General features: G+C 55.8%; 21 protein-coding genes and 2 pseudogenes. 14 read left to right on the top strand and 9 right to left on the bottom strand.

Going from position 1 to position 21,593, the window contains the following annotated elements; translation table 11 throughout:
- From J1G34_RS03575 to J1G34_RS03550, 6 genes and pseudogenes are all read left to right on the top strand, one after another.
- Positions 1 to 146, top strand: a pseudogene (locus J1G34_RS03575) (potassium transporter TrkH); the annotation flags it as partial.
- Between the two features lie 135 nt (positions 147 to 281).
- The gene (locus J1G34_RS03570; protein WP_065945817.1) at positions 282 to 1,604 is read left to right on the top strand and encodes a chloride channel protein; all 1,323 of its coding nucleotides are present in this window, start codon (positions 282 to 284) and stop codon (positions 1,602 to 1,604) included.
- 498 nt (positions 1,605 to 2,102) lie between these two features.
- Positions 2,103 to 2,399 (top strand): annotated as a pseudogene (locus J1G34_RS27560) (transposase); the annotation flags it as partial.
- Positions 2,396 to 2,740, top strand: coding sequence for an IS66 family insertion sequence element accessory protein TnpB (gene tnpB / locus J1G34_RS03560; protein WP_003425037.1), 345 nt, complete (start codon positions 2,396 to 2,398; stop codon positions 2,738 to 2,740). The pseudogene J1G34_RS27560 and the gene tnpB (J1G34_RS03560), both read left to right, overlap by 4 nt.
- A 37-nt stretch (positions 2,741 to 2,777) precedes the next feature.
- Positions 2,778 to 4,283: an IS66 family transposase gene (gene tnpC / locus J1G34_RS03555; protein WP_003425038.1), complete on the top strand. Its 1,506-nt coding sequence runs from the start codon at positions 2,778 to 2,780 to the stop codon at positions 4,281 to 4,283.
- 3 nt (positions 4,284 to 4,286) lie between these two features.
- Complete coding sequence (locus tag J1G34_RS03550; protein ID WP_003425039.1) at positions 4,287 to 4,586, top strand: plasmid pRiA4b ORF-3 family protein; 300 nt, start codon at positions 4,287 to 4,289, stop codon at positions 4,584 to 4,586.
- A gap of 92 nt (positions 4,587 to 4,678) precedes the next feature.
- On the opposite strand, the gene merB is transcribed toward J1G34_RS03550, so the two are convergent.
- Genes merB through merT form a run of 5 tightly spaced genes read right to left on the bottom strand, consistent with a single transcriptional unit; the run spans position 4,679 to position 8,138 of the window.
- Positions 4,679 to 5,317: an organomercurial lyase MerB gene (gene merB / locus J1G34_RS03545; protein WP_003425042.1), complete on the bottom strand. Its 639-nt coding sequence runs from the start codon at positions 5,315 to 5,317 to the stop codon at positions 4,679 to 4,681.
- 12 nt (positions 5,318 to 5,329) lie between these two features.
- Positions 5,330 to 7,012, bottom strand: a complete 1,683-nt coding sequence (gene merA, locus J1G34_RS03540) for a mercury(II) reductase (RefSeq protein WP_003425044.1) — start codon at positions 7,010 to 7,012, stop codon at positions 5,330 to 5,332.
- 35 nt (positions 7,013 to 7,047) lie between these two features.
- Positions 7,048 to 7,482, bottom strand: a complete 435-nt coding sequence (merC, locus tag J1G34_RS03535; RefSeq protein WP_003425046.1) for an organomercurial transporter MerC — start codon at positions 7,480 to 7,482, stop codon at positions 7,048 to 7,050.
- Between the two features lie 12 nt (positions 7,483 to 7,494).
- Complete coding sequence (gene merP / locus J1G34_RS03530; RefSeq protein ID WP_003425048.1) at positions 7,495 to 7,770, bottom strand: mercury resistance system periplasmic binding protein MerP; 276 nt, start codon at positions 7,768 to 7,770, stop codon at positions 7,495 to 7,497.
- A 17-nt stretch (positions 7,771 to 7,787) separates the two neighbouring features.
- On the bottom strand, positions 7,788 to 8,138 hold the full coding sequence (merT, locus tag J1G34_RS03525) for a mercuric ion transporter MerT (RefSeq protein ID WP_003425049.1): 351 nt from the start codon (positions 8,136 to 8,138) through the stop codon (positions 7,788 to 7,790).
- Positions 8,139 to 8,209: 71 nt separating this feature from the next.
- Between merT and merR the strand changes: the two genes are divergently transcribed.
- From merR to J1G34_RS03505, 4 genes are all read left to right on the top strand, one after another.
- Positions 8,210 to 8,641 (top strand): Hg(II)-responsive transcriptional regulator, encoded by a 432-nt coding sequence (gene merR, locus J1G34_RS03520; RefSeq protein ID WP_003425050.1) that lies wholly within the window; start codon positions 8,210 to 8,212, stop codon positions 8,639 to 8,641.
- A gap of 369 nt (positions 8,642 to 9,010) precedes the next feature.
- Entirely contained in the window at positions 9,011 to 9,847 is an 837-nt protein-coding gene (locus J1G34_RS03515) for an isocitrate lyase/PEP mutase family protein (RefSeq protein WP_222993320.1), read from the top strand.
- 84 nt (positions 9,848 to 9,931) lie between these two features.
- Positions 9,932 to 11,023 (top strand): bifunctional transcriptional activator/DNA repair enzyme AdaA, encoded by a 1,092-nt coding sequence (locus J1G34_RS03510; protein ID WP_012723700.1) that lies wholly within the window; start codon positions 9,932 to 9,934, stop codon positions 11,021 to 11,023.
- Positions 11,024 to 11,276: 253 nt separating this feature from the next.
- Positions 11,277 to 12,416, top strand: a complete 1,140-nt coding sequence (locus tag J1G34_RS03505) for a hypothetical protein (protein WP_222993318.1) — start codon at positions 11,277 to 11,279, stop codon at positions 12,414 to 12,416.
- A gap of 365 nt (positions 12,417 to 12,781) precedes the next feature.
- Here J1G34_RS03505 and J1G34_RS03500 read toward each other — a convergent pair whose 3' ends face one another.
- The 3 genes from J1G34_RS03500 to J1G34_RS03490 all read right to left on the bottom strand — a co-directional run bounded on the left by J1G34_RS03500 (position 12,782) and on the right by J1G34_RS03490 (position 17,410).
- Positions 12,782 to 13,999: a DUF1444 family protein gene (locus J1G34_RS03500; protein WP_056859365.1), complete on the bottom strand. Its 1,218-nt coding sequence runs from the start codon at positions 13,997 to 13,999 to the stop codon at positions 12,782 to 12,784.
- Positions 14,000 to 14,261: 262 nt separating this feature from the next.
- A complete protein-coding gene (locus J1G34_RS03495) occupies positions 14,262 to 15,044 on the bottom strand; it encodes a DUF4253 domain-containing protein (RefSeq protein ID WP_056859366.1) in 783 nt (260 codons plus the stop codon).
- A gap of 449 nt (positions 15,045 to 15,493) precedes the next feature.
- Positions 15,494 to 17,410, bottom strand: coding sequence for a methyl-accepting chemotaxis protein (locus J1G34_RS03490; protein WP_043205934.1), 1,917 nt, complete (start codon positions 17,408 to 17,410; stop codon positions 15,494 to 15,496).
- 327 nt (positions 17,411 to 17,737) lie between these two features.
- On the opposite strand from J1G34_RS03490, the gene tnpA reads away from it, so the two are divergent.
- From tnpA to tnpC (J1G34_RS03475), 3 genes are all read left to right on the top strand, one after another.
- Complete coding sequence (gene tnpA, locus J1G34_RS03485; protein WP_065093823.1) at positions 17,738 to 18,070, top strand: IS66-like element accessory protein TnpA; 333 nt, start codon at positions 17,738 to 17,740, stop codon at positions 18,068 to 18,070.
- The gene (gene tnpB, locus J1G34_RS27050) at positions 18,067 to 18,402 is read left to right on the top strand and encodes an IS66 family insertion sequence element accessory protein TnpB (protein WP_003436528.1); all 336 of its coding nucleotides are present in this window, start codon (positions 18,067 to 18,069) and stop codon (positions 18,400 to 18,402) included. Before tnpA ends, tnpB (J1G34_RS27050) begins: the two co-directional genes overlap by 4 nt.
- 83 nt (positions 18,403 to 18,485) lie before the next feature.
- Positions 18,486 to 20,036, top strand: coding sequence for an IS66 family transposase (gene tnpC, locus J1G34_RS03475; protein ID WP_222993316.1), 1,551 nt, complete (start codon positions 18,486 to 18,488; stop codon positions 20,034 to 20,036).
- A 24-nt stretch (positions 20,037 to 20,060) separates the two neighbouring features.
- Here tnpC (J1G34_RS03475) and J1G34_RS03470 read toward each other — a convergent pair whose 3' ends face one another.
- On the bottom strand, positions 20,061 to 20,807 hold the full coding sequence (locus J1G34_RS03470; RefSeq protein ID WP_222993314.1) for an NADPH-dependent F420 reductase: 747 nt from the start codon (positions 20,805 to 20,807) through the stop codon (positions 20,061 to 20,063).
- Positions 20,808 to 20,910: 103 nt separating this feature from the next.
- Between J1G34_RS03470 and J1G34_RS03465 the strand changes: the two genes are divergently transcribed.
- Positions 20,911 to 21,264: a winged helix-turn-helix transcriptional regulator gene (locus J1G34_RS03465; protein ID WP_003436536.1), complete on the top strand. Its 354-nt coding sequence runs from the start codon at positions 20,911 to 20,913 to the stop codon at positions 21,262 to 21,264.
- Positions 21,265 to 21,593: the final 329 nt, after the last annotated feature.

The raw sequence follows: 21,593 nt of genomic DNA, 5'->3' as shown, positions 1-21,593 counted from the left end.
GGCTTAGGCACAATCATCGGCCCCCTGGTAACTTCTCGTCATTACCTGACGCTGCAAAATGGTTGCTTACCATTGGCATGCTGCTGGGACGGCTGGAGATACTCACCGTCCTGGTACTCGTAAAACCGGTTTTTTGGAGGTATTAGTCCTATCAATGAATAGGTGAATACCCATGGGCGCGAAAAAAGCCTGTCGAGCGACTCCGCCAAAGCTGTTTGGAACGAGCTGCTTATTTGGTTAGTCTTGCGGTCAATACAGCGACTTCAAGAGGAGCTCCTCGGGTGATCAAGCCGATAATGCTGTTACGCCGAGGCTTCGCCTCCATACGCTGGCGCACCAGGGTAACGCTATGGATTGCAGCAACCATTGCTGGGCTGCTGGTGGTGGCTTTCGCTAGGCTGGCAGACATGGCCTTGGCGCAGTTTGCTCAACAGACCGCTGAGCGAGCGTGGCTTCCGCTTGTTTACACCCCAATGATCGGCATGCTCGTAGTCTGGCTGACAACGCGCTTTTTTGTGGGCGCCCAAGGTAGCGGAATTCCTCAGGTAATCGCAGCAACACGACTTGCGCGTCAAGGTAAGCCCATTAACAGACTGGTTTCATTGCGCATTGCTTTCGCCAAGATAAGCCTTGGAACTCTGGCGCTGACGGGCGGCTTTTCGGCGGGGCGTGAAGGCCCCTCAGTGCAAGTTGCCGCATCCATCATGCAATTCTTTCACCGCTTCCTGCCCAATGCGCGAATCGTGCGCAGCGAGGATCTCATTCTGGCGGGAGGTGCAGCGGGTATTGCGGCAGCATTCAACACGCCCTTGGCAGGGATCGCATTCGCGGTAGAAGAACTTGGACGCAAGCTGGAGACCCGTACCAGCGGGGTTCTTCTCAGCACCATTATCCTCTCTGGGATGGTTGCCATTGCCTTGCAGGGAAACTACAACTATTTCGGTCACTTCGGCATTCAGGACATAAACCTCGACATTGTCGTCCCGGCATTAGTCATAGGAATTGGATGCGGGCTATTGGGTGGTTTGTTTAGTCGAATGTTGTTATGGCCGCAGCGGCATCCACACTTCATCATCTGGCAATGGCGGCGCCTGCACCCGGTGTGGTTTGCCGGCATCTGTGGATTGGTCGTCGCCATCTTAGGTTGGTTGAGCGGCGGAATGTCGTTCGGTAGTGGGTACGGCATTACTTCTCAGGTCATCGCATCCGATGTAGTCCTGCCATGGCACGCCCCCATTACTCGCTTCTTAGCGACCGTAGTGACCTACTTCTCTGGTATTCCAGGAGGTATTTTCGCCCCCTCGCTCGCTGTAGGGGCCGCAGTCGGCGCCAATACCGCAGAGCTATTCCATCTGGCCGCGCAGCCCACTATTGCACTCTGCATGGTCGGATTTCTGGCTGCCGTTACTCAGTCGCCAATCACCTCCGCAATCATTGTGATGGAGATGATTAATAGCCACAGCATGGTGATCAGTCTCATGGCGGTAGCCCTGATCGCCAAGGCTGTCAGTTCAAGAATGGGCCCTGAGTTGTATCAGCAGTTGGCGCGAGGCTTTCTCGAGAGTGCAGAACCTGCCACTAAGCCAAAGATTCCTACTCGATAAGCCTACCGCGTGGTCGTTCTAGCCAGTGAGCTCAGTTTATCCTTCTCATGCTGCAGCGCTAACGTGTCCTCTGCACGAGTGATAAGAAGATCCACGTGCCTGCCGCATGCATCCTTAAAGATCGCTGGGTTTATTCCAGCGAGACTGATGCACCTGCATCGCTTTGCCTTTCAGTGCAGCGTTGGCGATGGAAGAAGATCGTAATCATCTATCCGATCCCTGCAATGACTGGATGTGTACGGCAACGTCTTTCAGCAGGCTTTTGAGTAGGTATTCACCCATTCCTAGCCCGCAGAAACTATATTCGCTAGCTCTTAAATCACTGTCGATTTCTCGTAACCGTCCGGCCAGCACCCTCTCCTGACAGCCCTCCAAATTGGCCAAGATAGTGGACACCATTTTTTAGTGGACACTATCTTGGATACAGTTGCCCCAGCCCGTCGAGCCGGTCGCCGCCCCAACTTTCCGCTGGACTTTAAACGCCAAGTCGTCGAGGCCACCTTCCAGCCTGGCGCCTCCGTGTCATTGATCGCTCGCGAACATGACGTCAATGCCAATCTGGTCTTTCGCTGGCGGCAGCAATACCAAGAAGGGCTATTCGGCCCGGTCAGCCAGAGTGCTTCGTTTTTGCCAGTCCAGGTGATCGAGGCGCCAATGGATCTGCCGCCAGTCTTCCAGCCACAGGCAGAGTGTCATTCCGAGATCGCAGTTGAGGTAGGAAAAGCCAAGTTGCGTATCACCGGAGCACCAGACCCGCAGACGCTGCAACTCGTCTTGCAGCAGTTAGTGCGATGATTGCCCCTCCCGCTGGAACCCGTATCTGGATCGCCGCTGGCGTCACGGACATGCGTCGTGGCTTCGACGGTTTGGCGGCCATGGTGCAGACTCAACTGGAAGCCGATCCCTTCTCCGGTCAGATCTTCGCCTTTCGCGGACGGCGTGGTGACCGGATCAAACTGTTGTGGTGGGATGGCGACGGCTTGTGCCTGTTTTGCAAACGGTTGGAGCAAGGACGCTTTGTCTGGCCGCAAGCAACCAGCGGCAGCGTGTCGCTGACGACCGCGCAGTTGTCGATGCTGTTGGAGGGCATTGATTGGCGCCGGCCAATTCGTACAGCACCCGTCCTCGCGGTCTGACTTGCCGCGCTGAAAAAATCCCCAGTAATATTCGGGCATGACCCTCGTGACCGACTCCCTGCCGAATGATCTTCAAGCCTTGAAGGCGCTGATCGCTGCCCAGCACGCAGAGATTGAGCGCTTGAAGATGATGATCGCCAAGCTGCGTCGTACGCAGTTCGGTCGCAGCTCCGAGCAACTGGAAGCGATGATCGACCAGCTCCAGTTGAGCCTTGATGAGCTGCAAATCAGCCAAGCCGAAATGACACCTCCAGTCGAGCCGGCACCTCGCGCAGTTTCGCGCCGTAAACCATTGCCTGAACACCTACCTCGCGAAACCCACGTTCATCAGCCCGAGTCGCAATGCACTGGCTGCGGTGGGACGCTTCGCCATTTAGGTGAGGATGTGTCCGAAGTGCTGGAGTACGTTCCGGCACGTTTCAAAGTCATTCGCCATGTCCGTCCGAAGTGGGTTTGCCGCTGCTGCGAGCACTTCGCCCAGGTGCCGGCACCGAGTCGCCCGATCGCCCGAGGTCTTGCCGGCCCAGGGTTGTTGGCCCATGTGCTGGTCTCGAAGTTTGTCGATCATTTGCCGTTGTATCGGCAGTCCGAGATCTACGCCCGTGAGGGCGTGGAGCTGGAGCGCTCAACCCTGGCCGACTGGGTTGGCCAGAGCAGTCAGTTGCTGCGACCACTGATCAACGCCCTTGAGCACCACGTCATGAGCGGACACAAAGTCCATGCCGACGACACGCCGATTGGCGTGCTCGCGCCGGGCAACGGCAAGACCAAATCGGCGCGCCTGTGGACGTACGTGCGGGACGACCGACCTACGGGGGACGCGACACCGGCGGCGGTCTGGTTTGCCTACTCGCCGGATCGCAAGGGGCAACATCCCCGCGCGCATCTCAAGCGCTTCAGCGGGATCTTGCAGGCGGACGGCTATGCCGGTTTTGCTCAACTATATGCCACGGGCACCATTGAGGAAGCGGCGTGTTGGGCTCACGCCCGGCGCAAGTTTTACGAGGTCTACAAAGACCTGGCTTCACCACTTGCCGCCGAGGCGCTGCAACGGATTGCGGCCCTGTATGCCATCGAAAGCGAGATTCGAGGGCAACCGCCCAACCTGCGAAAAGTGGTTCGGCAAAGCCGAGCCAGTCCGCTGCTGGAACAACTCCACGCGTGGCTCAACCAGACGCTGACTCAACTGTCGAAAAAATCGGCATTGGGCGGTGCGATTCTCTATGCCCTCAATCGGTGGCAGGCCTTGGTGCGCTATTGCGATGACGGGCGAATTGAGATCGACAACAACGCTGCCGAACGCGCGCTACGTGCTGTCGCGCTAGGCAGAAAAAATTATCTGTTCGTCGGTTCCAACGCCGGCGGCGAACGAGCGGCTGCGATTTACAGCCTGGTGGGTTCAGCCAAACTCAACGACCTGAACCCGCAAGCCTATTTGACACACGTGCTGGAGCGCATCGCCGACCACCCGATCAATCGGGTCGACGAACTGCTGCCCTGGAACGTTTCTCTCGCCTCCACGGAACTCTGCGAGGCCGCCTGATCCATGGTCAAAACTGTTCGCTTGCCAAAACCCGAACCTGATTTGTTGCTACTGCACATTGAATTGAAGTGGATCGAACCTGCCATCTGGCGCCGTGTGGCGGTGCCCGAGAACATCACCTTAGGCAAATTGCACGCGGTGATCCAGATCGCAATGGGCTGGCACGATGACCATCTGCATGAGTTTGAAATAGCTGGTGAGAGTTACGGTATTCCCGACTCCGATGGATGGGGGCCTCCCGTGAACTCGGAGACCCGCAAGACTCTGATCAAAGCGTTGAACGGGAAAAGGACATTCCGCTAGGTCTATGACTTTGGCGATGGCTGGGATCACCGGATCAAAGTCGGAAAGAGAAATCCGATGCCCACTCCGTAGGACATTGAGTCGAAATCCAATCACGATGTTCTCATTGGAAGGGTCTGCAACAGATGTCGATTAAGCTCCTGGCCCACGCCGAACGCCTCTTGGACGCTTACGATAGTCAATCCTTGATGCTTGGAGGCCCAATCTTCTGCCGCTGGGATAGATGCGAAGAAATGCACATGGCAACAGAAGGACTGACGAACGTCGGCCGCCTCCTGCGGCAATACCAGTGACACTGCCACGTCGGCAGGTTCAACAGCCTGTATCTCGCTGGGTGAAACCGTAAGCGAAACGGGTGCTCCAGTTGCAGCGCAATGCGACGAGACGCGAGCTGTACGGCCGATTAACGCCGGGAGCATCAGGGTGTCCAGCGCGCACCAGGCATACAGCCGGCGGTTGTCAATTTCCAAGACATGCGACGTCTCGCGCAAGGTGAGGACATAGCCGATGATGTTCCCATCGTTGTCGTATTCGGTACTGGTGGCTTGTTCGAGCACAGCCGCCACTTGCTCAGCGGGCCAGCCAAGAGTCCTGGCAAGCGTAGTTCGCGAAATCGGGCGTCCCTTGGCAAGTTCACCCAGTAGCGCGACCAAGAACTCCGCAAAACCTTTGGGCCGGTTGGTCGGGGTGAGACGTTCGGCGATCTCGGTAATGTAGCGGGCAAATTTCATGGTGCTCTCCATTCATCCAGCGCAGCAGGACAATTGCTTTACGTCCTTGGTGAAAGTCTGCGCCGCGAGCTTCAGGCCCTCGACCATGGTTAGGTAGGGGAACAACTGGTCGGCCAGCTCCTGCACGGTCATGCGGTTGCGAATAGCCAGCACCGCCGTCTGAATCAGCTCGCCCGCTTCCGGGGCCACCGCCTGCACGCCGAGCAACCGACCAGAACCCGCTTCGGCGACCAGCTTGATGAACCCTCGCGTGTCGAAGTTGGCCAGCGCACGCGGCACGTTGTCCAGGCTCAGCGTGCGACTGTCGGTTTCGAGGCCTGCGCGCTGTGCTTCCGCTTCGCTGTAACCGACGGTGGCCACCTGCGGATCGGTGAACACCACCGCCGGCATGGCATCGAGATTAAGCGTAGCTTCGCCGCCGGTCATGTTGATCGCCGCACGGGTGCCAGCCGCCGCCGCGACGTAGACGAACTGCGGCTGGTTGGTGCAGTCGCCGGCTGCATAGATATCCACTGCGCTACTGCGCATGCCCTGATCGATCTGAATGGCGCCGCGTTCATCCAACAGTACACCCGCCGCTTCCAGGTTCAGGCTTTGGGTGTTGGGCGTGCGGCCGGTGGCGACGAACAGTTGGTCGGCGCGCAGTTCACCGTGGTTGGTGGTCAGTACGAATTCGCCGTTGGCGTGGGTCACCTGACTGGCTTGTGTCTGCTCAAGCACGTCGATGCCCTCCATGCGGAAGGCTGCGGTCAGCGCCTCGCCGATGGCCGGATCTTCGCGGAAGAACAGCGAGTTGCGCGCCAGGATGGTGACGCGGCTACCCAGCCGGGCAAAGGCTTGCGCCAGCTCCAAGGCCACCACGGATGAGCCGATCACGGCGAGCCGTTGCGGAATACTGGCGCTGGCCAGTGCCTCCTCCGAGGTCCAATAGGGGGTGTCTTGCAGCCCGCGAATCGGCGGCACGGCCGCACCGGCGCCGGTAGCGATCAGGCAGCGGTCGAACGCGACTTCGCGCCCGCCCCCCTCGACCAGTTCGACGCTGAGCGTGTGGCCGTCCTGGAAGCGAGCGGTGCCACGCAGCACGGTGATGGCTGGTGTGCTCTCCAGAATGCCTTCGTACTTGGCGTGACGCAGTTCGTCGACAAGGCCTTGCTGTTGCGCGAGCAGCCGCTCGCGCAGGACGGTCGGCGGCGTGGCGGGCATTCCGTCATCGAACGGACTCTCGCGGCGCAAATGAGCCACATGCGCGGCGCGAATCATGATTTTCGACGGCACGCAGCCGACGTTGACGCAAGTGCCGCCGATGGTGCCGCGCTCGATCAGAGTGACGCGGGCGCCGGCTTCCACCGCCTTCAAGGCGGCCGCCATTGCCGCACCGCCGCTGCCTATGACTGCAATGTGTAGCGCGTCGCCGTTTTTGCCGACCTCGGTGTCGCTGCGCAACCAGCCCAGCGCCTTATCGAGCTGGCCGGGGCGCGGTTGTAGCGAGGCGACTTCGAACGACGCTTGATACCCAAGGGCCTCGACGGCGGCTTGCATTTGTTCACGGCTGACAGCCGCGTCGGCCGTCATTTCGGCCTTCCCACCGGCGTAGGAGACGTCCGCCCGGTGCACGCCGGAGATTCCCTCCAGAGCATCTCTGACGCGGTCGGCACAGGAGGCGCAGGTCATACCGTGGATTCGCAGTGTGGTCATAGCGTTTACTTCCTCAAATGGGTCTCTTTGCGGCATTACTGTTTTGGCTGTGGTGGGCAGGCACCCGGGGCGCACCGGGGGTGGGCGGGCGACACGAGATCCCAGATCGAGCCCCCAAGCATGAGGGCCAGACCGATATAGAGCAGCCAACCGCTCCGCCAGCCATAAGCCCGCATCAAAAACACCGCAGCCAAGACCAGGACAGGGCCTATCAGGCCGAGTGCAGTTCGCTGCCACTGCCGATGTTTGAGCCAGCCAAGGGAATTGACGAGCAGCGCCAGGGCCGCAAACAAGGGCAGTAGCGTGGTGATGAACAGGCCTTCCCACTGGCTCAAAAAGCCCAGACCGATTGCAGCGCCTAAGCTAGCCAGAGCAGGAAAACACGCGGCGCAGCCTAGGGCTGAAACCAGCACACCGACGGAACTGGCTTTGTCACCGATCCGCGTGAACAGATTGAGAGGATTTCTCATTGGTATTTCCTCCTATTGCTTGATGGTAGATGGATAGCCGGCATCCTCGGTCGCCTTGGTCAGGGCCTCGGAGTTGGTCTTGGCATCGTCGAAGGTCACGATGGCTTCGCGTTTCTCGAAACTCACCTCGGTCTTGGTCACGCCCTCGACCTGGGTCAGCGCTTTCTTGACCGTGATCGGACAGGCGGCGCAGGTCATGCCCGGTACCGACAGGGTGACGGTTTGGATGGCGGCCCACACCGGGGAAACCACGGCAATGAGCGCGAGAGCGGCAAACAGCTTTTTCATGGGAGACTCCTGCCTGATCAGTAAAACAACGGGAGGATGTAGGGGAAACCGAGCGCGACCAGCACGAGTGCCATCACGAGCCAGAAAATGAACTTGTAGGTAGTTCGTACCTGCGGAATTGCGCAGGTCTCACCGGGTTTGCAGGCTTGAGCCGGGCGGAAAATGCGCCGGTAAGCGAAGAACAGCGCCAACAATGCCGCGCCGATGAAAAACGGGCGGTAGGGCTCCAGAACGGTGAGATTACCGATCCAGGCGCCGCTGAAGCCCAGGGCAATTAGCACCAGCGGGCCCAGGCAGCAGGTGGACGCAAGGATCGCCGCCAGACCTCCAGCGAGGAGTGCACCACGGCCCTTTTGTGATTCAGACATGGGTTCAACCTTTCGAATGTTTGATCGATGGGTTAAGGTTATTTCCGTAGTCAGGTACGGAGTCAAGCGGTATGAAAAACACTGCGGAAAGCCTGACCATTGGCGTCTTTGCCAAGGCAGCCGGGGTTAACGTGGAAACCATTCGGTTCTATCAACGCAAAGGGCTGTTGCCCGAACCGGACAAGCCCTACGGCAGCATTCGTCGCTACGGCGAGGCGGATATTGCACGGGTGAAATTCGTGAAGTCCGCACAACGGCTGGGCTTCAGCCTCGATGAAGTGGCCGGACTGTTGCGGCTCGATGACGGTACGCACTGCAATGATGCGCGTGTGCACGCCGAGCAGAAGCTCGAAGACGTGCGGGGGAAACTTGCGGATCTGCGGCGGATCGAGTTGGTCCTGGCGCAGTTGGTTGATGACTGTTGCGCGAGCCACGGGACGGTTAGCTGCCCGCTGATCGATTCGCTGCATGGAATAGATAGCCACGAAAACTTCGCGCCTTAGCCTACGATTTCCCGTTTCATTGCCCCCCTGTTTGTCGGCTTGAACAGGAAAAGAGCGGCGCTCAATGAGCCCCGTTGACTGGCCAAACCTACGGTCTGCTTTTAGCCACGCTCTTACCCTACAGAGCCGAGAGTCCTGATCACTTCGAATGCAAATGATTGGTCAGTTGCAACGCAAATGGGTGGTCAAGTGGGGTGCAATTTCGCAGTTTTTGAGTGTGAGCGCGTCAATCAGCGGTTAAAGGGGATTAAGGTCTGAGATGCAAGGCGGTGTAGTTCGGACGCTTACGATTTCTCGGTGGAGACGTCTGTGTAGTCAGCTTACGATAGCGCGATCTGCATCAGTCTTCTCTCTCCGGGGCACCACTGAATGACGCCACTAAGTGCGGTTTTCCGCAACCTTCACCAAGATAATTTGTTGGTACTCGCCAACGTGAGCGATGCTGGCAGCGCACGTATTGCCGAGAGCGTAGGGAGTAAGGCAGTCGCGACCAGCAGCGCCGCCGTTGCTTGGGCGCATGGATACCAGGATGGCAATCAACTTCCCCTAAAACTGCTGACTACTACAGTTGAGTCAATGGTTCGAGTGCTTACAGTCCCCCTCACGGTCGATGTCGAAGGGGGCTATTCCGACGACCTTGAGTCGGTTGCTAAAGTTATTGACTGCGTAGTTAGGGCTGGAGCCGTTGGAATCAACATTGAGGACGGAACAGGCAGCACTGATCTGATTTTGCGAAAAATCGAAGTGGCAAAGAAGGTAGCAAACAAGCATGGAATAGACTTGTTCGTGAACGTACGAACTGACGTTTATCTGAGATGTTTGGTAGAGCCAGCGCGACAATTGCCAGAGACCCTCTTCCGTGCATCGCTGTTCGAGCAAGCAGGTGCAGACGGCATCTTTGCGGCTGGAATGGTTGAGGAAAACGACATTGCTACACTGTGCGAGGCAACACGGCTACCCGTCAACCTGCTTGCCTGGAACGGCCAACCCGGCATGGATGAATTAACGAGTCTAGGCGTCAAACGGCTAAGCGCTGGTTCCAGCATTGCTGAATTCTTATGCGGCGCCAACAAGGCGTTCGCCAAGAGCTTCCTGCGAACGGGAAAGCTTTTCGAGTATCCATTGGACGCATATACCTACAGCGACCTGAATAACCTTATGGCAGCAAAAAAACACCTAAGCGAAAAGTTATCTTCGCCCTATTAATCTGTGATCCGCATGAAAATCGCCGCTGTTTTCCGCACCTCGAAAGCGATTTTCACACCCATTCGAAGACGAGGCTACGCTCTAATGAGATCTTACAATCACGCTCTTCCGCCCAGAAGCGAGATGGTAAATGCGATGCTATGCAGCGACACCGCCTATGAAGGCGTTTTTTTCACTGCTGTCAAAACTACAGGTATTTTTTGCCGCCCTACATGTGGTGCACGTAAGCCAAAGCCCGAGAATGTAGAGTTCTTTTCGCAGGCCAACGAAGCGATGGCTGCAGGTTATCGGCCTTGCTTACGATGCAAGCCATTAGATCTCGCGGCTTCCGCGCCAGATTGGGTCAAGGGGCTACTGGCCTCTGTATCTGCATCACCTGACGCTCGCTGGAGTGATGCTGAACTAACTACGCGTGGTATCGATCCGTTACGCTTACGCAGGTGGTTCAAACAAAATTTTGGCATGACTTTTCATGCATGGATGCGCTCTAGAAGGCTCGGTGTCGCCCTAGGCCGGATTTCTTCGGGCGAAACCCTGGATAACACAGCATTTGACTTAGGATACGAGTCATTGAGTGGCTTTAGGGATGCTTTCAAAAAAACATTTCAAATGCCCCCCGGTAAGGCAACTGAAACGTCCCTCCTGCTTTATCGCCATCTGACTACACCGTTGGGCCCAATGATTGCCATGGCAGAGGAACGAGGTTTGGTACTCCTCGAATTTCTTGACCGTCCAGCGCTAACCGCTGAATTAAACGAACTGCGTGGGCGTCATGGGTATTCAATTGCGCCTGGCGAGCATCTCCACATCAAGCAAATCGAAGTGCAACTAAAACTTTATTTTGAGGGAAAGCTAAAGAAATTTTCAGTACCGCTCCATATGCCAGGCAGTTCTTTTGACAGGCTTGTGTGGGCAGAGCTTTTAAAAATCGACTATGGAACCATTTCAACCTACGGTGCCATCGCTGGGGCCATCGGTAAGCCAGGTGCAAGCCAAGCAGTGGGCAATGCAAATGGACACAATCGCTTATCCATTATCGTTCCCTGTCACCGTGTCATAGCGACGAATGGAGCACTCGCCGGATATGGCGGAGGACAGCCCCGAAAAGAATTTTTACTGCGTTTGGAGAAGACTGCTTTGCAGATAACTCAACAGGACGAATTCCTGTTGGATTAGCTGCTAATCGGAACATATGCAGACACAACTAAAGAGTTCCGGAAACAGCCCCTCCGAACTCCAGAACTAATGGCGTAAGTCCCCACGTGTCAGCAGGTTAATTCCACATCACCTATTTCCCAACGGTGCTGGATTGAGTGATACGCGATGAGACATCCCGGGCTAACCACAAGACGTGTTGGACAGAACCTTACGATCAGCTATTGTCGCACCAGTTTAAGCTTGGCTTCTAACGTATCAGCGAGCGTTCTAAATGCAATCAATACTACGCTTCAGGACTATCACGTTTGGTCTGATGCTTTTTGCAAGCCAACCCCGTGCAGACTCACTGGTAAGCGAAGAACAACTCTTACTGCCCATCCAGGTTGACTCACATATTGAGAAAATCGAAGCATTAATCGTTCGTCCCGTAAAGGAGGGTAAGTACCCCATTGCACTGATTGTTAACGGCTCGGCGGCAACATCTCCGTCCGCCGCACATGCCGATTGGCTTGCTCATATCGCTCACGACTTTGCGCACCGTGGCTGGCTTGCCGCATCTATTGTATGGCCCGGCTATGGTCGTTCGACCGGAAACTTCATGAATGAAGGGGGAACTTGCACCAATCCCAACGTGGCACGATTTCTCGATGCGCATGGCAGAGAGCTTGGCGCCGCATTGGCGGCTGTGCGTGAGCGTCCAGATGTAGATCCATCCTTGGCAGTAGGTGTTGGTATCTCTATCGGCGGAGCGTCAATGCTAGACCTCGCGGCTCAACCAAGTCACCCATTGACGGCGGTAGTTAACATCTCTGGCGGCGTTTACCACTACACAAATGTGGGCTCTGCGGACTCTAATTGCTCGTTATATCAAACTGATCTTGTGCGAAACCTCACGAAATTTGGCAAAGGCAACCCAACGCCAACGCTCTGGATTTACGCCGAGAATGATCCGTTTTTCAGCCCAGATCTTGTAGGTCGGATGATCGCGGGCTACCGCTCGGCGGGAGGTAATACTGAACTGGCGCTGCTACCCCCATTCGGTAGGGATGGGCACTCGCTCTACAAACAAGAGGCCAATACCCTTTTAAAGCCTCATATCGAAGATTTTCTCAGGAGCAACCGGCTTCCTGCCATGGACGACAGCGCATTAATGCTGCTGCTTTCGAAGCTGGCGCCCGAAGACCGTGCGAGCGCTGAGGCTTATCTTCAGAGCGTTACCGAGAAAGCCATGGCCATGTCCAAGGAAAGTAGCAGCATTTACTGGTACTACGGCGCGCGCTCACTCAAGACAGCACGAAAGCAGGCGCTTAGCAATTGTCGCAAGGCAACTGGCAAGCCCTGCCAGCTCGTTGCGCAAAATATGGAGTTGATTGATGGCTGGCAAGATGTGGTTTCCCCATCGGAGAAATGACGAGCTGCTTGGCGTATCGACCATATCGCACTGAGTAACCAACGCAAGCGGAGCGCGCAGGCTGGCACAGCCGAAGGCGTGAAGGATGGACGCCCGCAGGGCCGAGATACGGCGGGACGCGGGAGCTCGGTTCGCCACAGCCTGCCCGCGCACAGCGGCTCGCCAACTGAAGTAAGTCAGTCAGATCTTGCGGCCCGACTCAGTAGCGCTAGAGAAGCCACCAACCCCACATCGGTAAACTCCCAAATTTTCCCACCAGGATAAGCAATCAAAATGGGGAGTGTATCGTAATGATAAATTGCGACTGCTGCTTTGCCAGCTCAGCGATACCTCCATTGCAGTGCGCCAGAGTAGTAGAGCACTGATCACAAGGTAGTCAGGCGATTAAGCTGCTCAACCGAAGGAAATCCCAGTGTCCGATAGCGACGTGGATAGCCCGCTTCTGTAGCCAGCAGATCGCCAAGCTCGGATTCAAGTTCACTCCAGGAGACGGTTTTGACTGTCGCTTCCCCACCCTCAACAGGTTCAACCAACGCGACGCGATCTGTCTTGGGCAACAGCGTCAGCACACCTTTTGTCCAGGCGCTCATCGATACCGTCTGGTTTGGTTGGTCAGCCATTTGGAAGAGATTGTAGGAGGCGACGAAGATGTCGATGCCCTTTTCCAGATTGAGCTTGTCGAGCAACTCTTTCTGATTGGCATAATTACTCTGCAGCAGCAAATGCTCCAGTGTAACCAACCGACTGCTGACCCCTTCATCATCACAGTTAAACGGTATGATATCGCGACCTTCGTAGGTGTAAATATCGGTAGAGACAGCACGCCCCCTTTCAAGAGCCTGGAAAGCAAGCTCTACCATCTGACGAATTCCCTGTTCGTCCTTGTCTCCAGTGACCATCAGGACGTCTCGACTGGGCACCATGAACACTGGCCGACCTTTAACTGGCACGCGCTGAAGGACATCTGGCAACAACACCCTGCTGGTGTCGTACCCATCCGCCCACTCCCCAGCGTATAGGCCTGGAATAATCTCCCCGAAGGCTTCGTTTGTCGTATCACGCAGGTTCTCGATGGAGATCTTTACCGCCTCTTCCATCGTCACACCCCAATGTGCTTCGGGGCCATTGGTAAGGGTGGCAGTGGACTCGGGCGAATCGACAGCAAGCAGAATAACGCAGTCTCGGCCCAAAGGCTGTGAAACATAATCGTACTGCTTGTCGCCATTTTTACGGGCGTGTTCCAGTCGAATTTCTTCAAGCATGGCAAGGTTGCGAATCACCGGACGCAGCTGTGCTTTGACATTATCAAACACAGTCTCGGTTTTTCTACCCGCCTCTAACAGCGTCGATACGTATCCGGTCAGAACGGCGGATTTCTGTGCTTTGTCTGCATTTTGATAGTCGCGAAAGGCATTATGGAGATTGAAGTACGATCCATCCCCATGGCGGATGCGGAACTCGTTCTTCTCAAAATTCAGATTCTCGCTGAATCCAGCTTTACGAGTCGAATCCATAAATTTTTTGGCAAATGCTTCATCAGTTAGCGGTCGATTGAAAAATTTGTCGAGCAGGGAAAAAAGCATGTACAGAATCCTTTTTGTCAGCAGGCAATTGTAAACAGCGGGAATTGGGCAGGCTTAAACTTGTTCAGCGCTTGGGACGGCTGCTCTCCATATCGACAGCTATCAGACGAAATTGACGTTACGTAGCGGAAAACGAGCAGCGCCAATCATGTGCCTGATTGTAGTGGATGTGTGGATACTGCCCTCCTACGAGGCGGCAAAAAGCTCCAGACCTCTCACAAGCTTTGTTAACTATTCAGCCGGACTTTGGATGCGACGAAGCTCACTCCACGTAACGGAGCCAAAGATGCGTCCGACCGGAGATCGCCTGCGCAACTTTGGAAACACGTCCCTGTAGGTTTTCATCGCTAGTGTTATAGAGCGCACAGAAGTCTTTGGCTACGACGTTAGCAAGTGATGTATCAGGCGGTTCAGCACGAATGAAGCCGATGTAAGAAGCACCTACGCCCATCAACTCATAGCCATGCGCTTCTGAAAAATGACGCGCAACGGCAAAGTTTTTCGCGGGATCCAGATCCGAAGTGAAATAGCCATTCGGAAAAGCCGCGAGTGCCTGGCAGGACTGCTGAACGGGTACCAGGAGCGCTGAAAGAGGCTGCTCTAGAAGAGAGATAGGGTTGTTCTGGTAACCGATCCACTCCTGGAGGGCCTGCTGATCTAGCGTCAAACCATGAGTACAAGCATCCTCGAAAGACGTGGCTGCAACCAGGGTCATGAAATTGCGAAGACAGATTGCGAACTCCTCTTTTGTAGTCGGATAGCCTATGTATTCACCATTCTCAAAGCACTCTGGAGGCAAGCCCGCTATGTCCTGCTCCGATGCATCGTCCATCCCTAAATTATTGCGCACATGTCCCGAGGTGTAGCGGGCTTGGTGCAGATCATCGAGCGAGAACAGAGGTTTAAAGCCTGGATGCGCCTCAGCAATCTTACGACGAGCTTCGGTCAGATCGTCAAAGCTGGTAATCCCGCTCACGCCGTACTCATCGCATGTACCTACAGACGGATTATCACGCTTGCCGTTACCGCGAAATTCGATATCCATAAACCGTGGCCTGCTCCATTTTGGTACTGAATTGAGTGAGTAATCCTAAGCGTTTCAGGATCATCATTGAAGGTCTGCCGCCAAGCGACAATAAGTCTTCCTGCCATCACATAGCAGCGCGCTACGCTAACTTTGACGTTCGCACTTCGAGGTAATGTTGATGTCCGAAACTGGCCTACCATGCAATTTCTAATCGACTCAGGGAAGAACTGATGTAAGCGTCTGCCAAAGTCACCTTGTATGACTCAGAACGGTATAAGCAGTCCTTCAGAAAGCCGTAGGACGGCTGATAATCCATGGCCTGACCTCATCCGGCGTCATGAAAAGCCTCGTTTATCGCGTTGAGCAAAGTAGCCCTTATAGGCGCGTCACCCTCTCACCTACCAATCCTCAAATACCCGAAAGTCATTCTCTCGGGCATTTGAGCATCCGGTAAAAAAACTTGTAACTCAGTTCACCTTGAACCGTCCCACCAGCCCCTGCTGTTGCTCGGCCAAGCGGGCTAACTCGCGGCTGGTGACGGCGGTTTGTTCAGCACCGGCGCTGACCTGGATAACCAGAGTGTTGATGTCGTTTACGTTGCGGTGGATCTCCTCGGCAACCTGACTCTGTTGTTCTGCCGCCGAGGCGACCTGTATGTTGCTGTCGCTGATGGTCGCGATGCCCTCGGCTATTTCTTCTAGCAACTCCCCTGCGCGCACTACGTTGCTCGCGCCTTCTTGAGCCTTCCCTAGAGTTTCCTGCATGGAAGTGGCGGCACGGTCGGAGCCGGATTGCAGATTGGCGATCATCTTCTGGATACTGACGGTGGAATCCTGAGTCTTTTTGGCCAGATTCCGCACCTCATCGGCGACCACGGCAAATCCACGACCCTGCTCACCGGCACGGGCAGCCTCAATGGCAGCGTTCAAAGCTAGCAGATTGGTTTGCTCTGCTACACCACGAATCACATCCAAAACCGAGGAGATGGAATAGCTTTCACCCTTGAGCTCCTCAATGATTCGGGATGTTTGTTCGGCCTGAACCTCAAGCCCTTTGATCAAGCTGATGGTGTTCTCGATTTCAGCCTTGCCCTGCATAGTGCTGGCATTAACGCGCTGCGACATCTCTGCGGCGTCGGTAGTGCTGCGCGCCACGTCTTTGACCGTGGCGCTCATCTCGCTGATGGCAGTGACCACCTGATCGGTGCCTTGACGCTGCTGGACGACGTTATTGCTAGTTTGCAGGGCCACAGCCGAAGACTGCTCGGCGGCGGTCGCGACCTGCGCCGTGGCACTCCCGATCTCACGGATCACTTCACCGATCTGTATGGCCATGTTATCCAGGTTACGCGAGATCTCGCCAAACTCGTCTCTGCCGGTGTAACGGGTTCTGGCAGTTAGGTCACGCGTGGATAGCGAAATAAGGGTGCGGTTCACGTCGACCACAGCGATTTTGATATTGCGAATAATCACCGAAGCGAGCCACAGCACCGCAATCAACATCAGAATGACGGTGGCTATTGCGACATACAGACTGCGCTGGGCATCGGTACGCGCGACATTGGCTAGGCTCACGACCGTCTGGCCCAGTTCAGCCTCGACCTGAGCCATCATGTCGATACGGCTGGTGGAAAGGTTGAACCAGTCTTCGGGTTTGATATTAAGCGGATCGCCTAGAGGCGTATCAAATCCGAGTTTTTGCAGGCGAGCTACATCGACGGATGCGGGCTGTTGTAGAACCGCATCCAGCTTATTTTTGAACACGGCAGGAGCCCAGCGTTGAAAGGCCTCGAAATAGCCGGAGAACTCGCCCATGTTGCGGCTGAAACGTGACAACAGCGGCGCATCAAAACGGTTTTGGTTGAATGCCAGGCCAAGCAGTACACGCTCTCGACCAGAGCGCTCTTTCATGTCTACGAACTGATTGAGTGAACTCAGCCCACGCAGGATTTCCGGATCCTCAATGCTGGTTTCCAGTGAGTAAGAGAAGCCGATCAAATTTTTGATAAGATCGGTGAATCGGGTGCCGGACTCGCCGTTATTGATTGCGAGCGTGTCCACCTGCTGACGCAGTCCGGCCAAACCATCAATTGCGCGCAGCATCTTGTCAGGCGCGATAAGACCCTCGGTCGATTGCGCATGCATCGCGCTCACCGCACGGTCGGTTTCTTGGCGTAAGACTTTCAACTTGTCCTGCATCGTCTTACCACCGCTGCCCAGAAACACGCCGCTTGCGCCGCGCTCACGCTGGATAGTGGTTACTACGTCACTGAGTTTCTGCGCGGTGCCGGTAGCGGTGACCGCTCGGTTCATCTCGCTCAGTGTCTCTCGTTTGTCAGCTACAAAAATCCCGGCGAAGACCAGAAAGCCCAACAGGGGAAACATCAAAATAAGCAGTAGCTTTGTACTCAAAGGAGCATTTCTAAGCATGGCAGGCCTCAGGGCTTGAAGATGTTGTTTAAAGCTATCCAAGGCGAACGTTCTATGAAGTCGACGTCTGATAGAGCCCAGGATGGTTCAGTAGTAGCCTGCCGTAGCCAGTTTTTTCTCCGTTCGGAATGTTTCGGCTGAAACCAGCAAAGCTTTACCTGTATCTGCACAGGATTAGGGTAACCGTCCGGGCAACACACCTTCCTAACACCGTCGCTTGAGGCGATGGTGTCCACCTAAATTTAAGTGGACACCATTTTTAGCCTTTTTAAGCGGACGCCCATGCCACAAGAACGCCGTTCCTATTCAGAGTCCTTCAAGGCCCAGGTCATTGCTGAGTGCGCCCAATCTGACACTTCAATTGCCAATGTCGCCTTGACCCACAACCTCAATGCAAACCTCGTCCATAAATGGATTCGGGTGCATGCGCAGAAAAACCTGGCACTGCAAACTGCCTTCATCCCGGTCAATACTTCGCCGCCGGTGCCGATGCATCAGGCCCTTCTTGCCACGATCCGAATCGAAGTGCCGCATCCAAAAGGTGTAGTCGTGGTGAGTTGGCCAGCAGAAAACGCAGCGGCGTGTTCTGCTTTCCTGCGAGATCTGCTGCGATGATCCGCGTCGATTCCATCTGGCTCGCCACCGAGCCCATGGACATGCGCGCCGGCACCGAAACCGCGCTCGCACGGGTCGTGGCGGTGTTCGGTGCGGCGAAGCCGCACTGTGCCTATCTGTTCGCCAACCGCCGCGCCAATCGAATGAAAGTGCTGGTGCATGACGGCGTGGGGATTTGGCTTGCCGCCCGGCGTTTGAATCAAGGACGCTTCTTCTGGCCGGGTGTGCGGCACGGCTCTGAAGTCGAGTTGGATGCAGAGCAACTTCAAGCCTTGGTGCTCGGCTTACCTTGGCAACGCGTCGGTTCCGGAGGAGCCATCACGGTGCTCTAACTTGTCTGCCATGGCGCGCTTTCCAGCGCAATTGGCCCATCAGTCTATCGCCGCCACTAGCCCTCTCTGGCAAAATCGGCGGCATGACTTCGCATCCGAATCTCGATCAATTAAACCCTGAAGAACTGCGTGCCTTGGCGGCGCAGTTGATCCAGCACGTCGAGACGATGGACAAGCAAATCACTCATCACAAGTCTGTCAACGAGAAACTGGCCCACGAGATCGCGCTGCTCAAACGCTTCAAGTTTGCCAAGCGCAGCGAGCAGTTGAGCCCTGATCAAGCCAGCCTGCTTGACGACTTGATCGATACGGATATCGCCGCTATCGAAGCCGAACTTGAGGCGCTGCAACCGGCACCTGTCGAAGCCAAAGTGCGCCAGCAACCCAAGCGCGCACCGCTGCCACCGCAGTTCCCTCGCACACTGATCCATCACGAACCGGACAGCAGCTACTGCCAGTGCGGCTGCGCCCTCAAGCGCATCGGCGAAGATGCCAGCGAAAAGCTCGACTACACGCCAGGCGTGTTCACCGTCGAGCGCCACATCCGTGGAAAGTGGGCCTGCGAACAGTGCGAAACGCTGATCCAGGCGCCGGTACCGGCGCACGTCATCGACAAAGGCATACCGACAGCGGGCCTGCTGGCCCACGTCATGGTGGCTAAGTTTGCCGATCATCTGCCGCTGTATCGGCAGGAGAAAATCTTCGGCCGCGCTGGACTGCCTATTGCTCGCTCGACCTTGGCGCAGTGGGTGGGCAACTGCGGCGTGCAATTACAGCCGCTGGTTGATGCGCTGCGCGAAGCCGTGCTGACGCACGGCGTCGTCCACGCCGACGAAACGCCAGTACAAATGCTGACGCCTGGCGCGAAGAAAACTCATCGCGCTTATGTCTGGGCCTACGCCACCAGTCAGTTCTCCGATCTGGCGGCGGTCGTTTACGACTTCAGCCCGAGCCGTGCTGGCGAACATGCTCGAAACTTCCTCGGCCACTGGAACGGGAAGCTGGTCTGCGATGACTTTGCTGGCTATAAGGCAGGCTTTGAACTGGGCGTCACGGAGATCGGCTGCATGGCTCATGCACGCCGAAAGTTCTTCGACTTGCACGCGACCAACAAGAGCCAGATCGCCGAAAAAGCGCTGCACTACGTCGCGGCCTTGTACGAAGTTGAACGAGAAGTCCGCGAGCTGGAACCGGGTGATCGACAGCGAATACGGCACGAAAAAGCAGCGCCGATCATCGACGCACTTCATACCTGGATGATCGCCCAAAGACAGCTTGTGCCTGAGGGATCGGCCATCGCGAAAGCCTTGGATTACAGCCTAAAACGCTGGATAGCGCTGACGCGCTATCTCGATGACGGTGCTGTGCCCATCGATAATAACTGGTGCGAGAATCAAATCCGGCCATGGGCTCTTGGGCGCTCAAACTGGCTGTTCGCTGGCTCGTTACGCAGCGGTAAACGTGCGGCGGCGATTATGAGTTTGATCCAGTCGGCGCGGCTCAACGGACATGATCCGTACGCTTACTTGAAGGATGTTCTTACTCGCCTACCAACGCACCGGGCGAACGAGATCGATCTACTTTTGCCTCATAACTGGACTCATCTTCATTCAAGGAGGCCCCGTATTGTCTGAGATCGCTCTCGTTGCCCGAAAGCATCAATCCAGAGGGTTGAACGAGCGGTTCATGGCTACAACCTCGCTATGACTGGCGTTGGCCCCGAGCTTTGCAAAGTGCTTGGGCAACTCATCTCGCTTCGCTGCTGCCTGCCCTTTAACAGCCATCAAAAGCGCTTTCTGCATAGTCGCCGCGTCATAGTCGCAGCAGTAGCTTGGTGTGCATGGTTGTTGCCTCCAGGACACATCAAGTGAACCTCCATCGACCGGGTCGAAGCCAACTTCACTCACCAGAGACATTACCGTTTGTTTCGCTTTGGGATCGTCACCTGCCACCGCTGCTGCCAAGCGTCCAGGGCTACCTTCTGGAAGGCCTAGCTCTGCCAAAGTATAAGCCAGCACGTTGTTGAAGCCCTTGATCACAGGCCGTCCAATCTGTTTGGCAACCCAGACGCTTTCTGTCATCCCTTCATCAAGTTCTGCAATGCGAGGGTCGCGCAACCCAGGGTAATAATTGCTGGTATCTACCACTGGGACGCTGTCAGATACGGCGCTGAACAGATTAGAAGGAAGCGCGCTCAAAGCAGGTAGCGGTATGGACAGTACGATCAGATCGACCCAGTCGACCGCGCCCCGAACATCTACAGGTTCGGCGCCTATCTCTTCGGCAAACGCGCGAACGCCGCTGACGCCCCCCGAATTTGCTACGCGAATTTCATGGCCAGCAACTTTAAGCTTACGGGCGAGGGTGGCGCCGATGTTACCAGTTCCAATGATGCCGATTTTCATGAACTAAGCCTCAATAATCGTATGTCTTGCACCGATTCTAGAGCGCTGATGCGATAATGGTAAGTACCTACCAAAAGGTGGGTAACACACTGTTGAGAAAGAAATGGAACGGGACTGGAATTGCGGTGATCCGCAAAATCGTCGGAATTGGGCTGAGGCAACGACCGAGACTCTTCGCGTGCTGGAGGGTAAGTGGAAGATTATCATCCTGTGCCAGCTTTTCGCGGCGAAGGGGGCACTTCGGTTCTCGGATATAGAGAAGTTGATTGAAGGGATCAATCAGAAAATGCTGATTCAACAGCTCAAGCAGCTAGAAAGGGACGGCATCGTGCTGCGGACGGTGTACCCGCAGGTGCCTCCTAAAGTGGAGTACCGGCTCACGGATATCGGCCACGCACTCGGGCCCTCAATACAGGCATTGATAGAATGGGCGGAAATGAGGCGCAACCACGCCTGAGCGCAACCGTGCATTGGAGCACTCACATGCCTCAGCATGCGGCGCTCTTCGACTGTCGAGGCGAGATCGCCGGACGCTTACGTTTTAGTCTAAGCGTTCGGCTTGAAGCGGGCGCTAGGGCTACAACTGATTGTGCCGTTTTGACCGTACGTACTTAGCCGAAAGGTTGCTGAACGTCCGCCATGGGTCGAAAGTCGTCAATCGCGAAGCGCAGCTATTGGCCGGGAGCTGCGGTACGCAACTGAAAGCTTCCGGCCCAAAAAAGCGGCTCCGAATCGCCGAATGAAGGCTAAGAAACCTGATCACCTATCACTATGATGGGTGCTCCG

The organism is Pseudomonas sp. Wu6 (genome assembly GCF_019891515.1).
GTDB classification, from domain to species: Bacteria; Pseudomonadota; Gammaproteobacteria; order Pseudomonadales; family Pseudomonadaceae; genus Aquipseudomonas; species Aquipseudomonas orientalis_A.
Note: the sequence above shows the minus strand (reverse complement) of the source record. Positions and strands in the feature narration are given on the sequence as shown.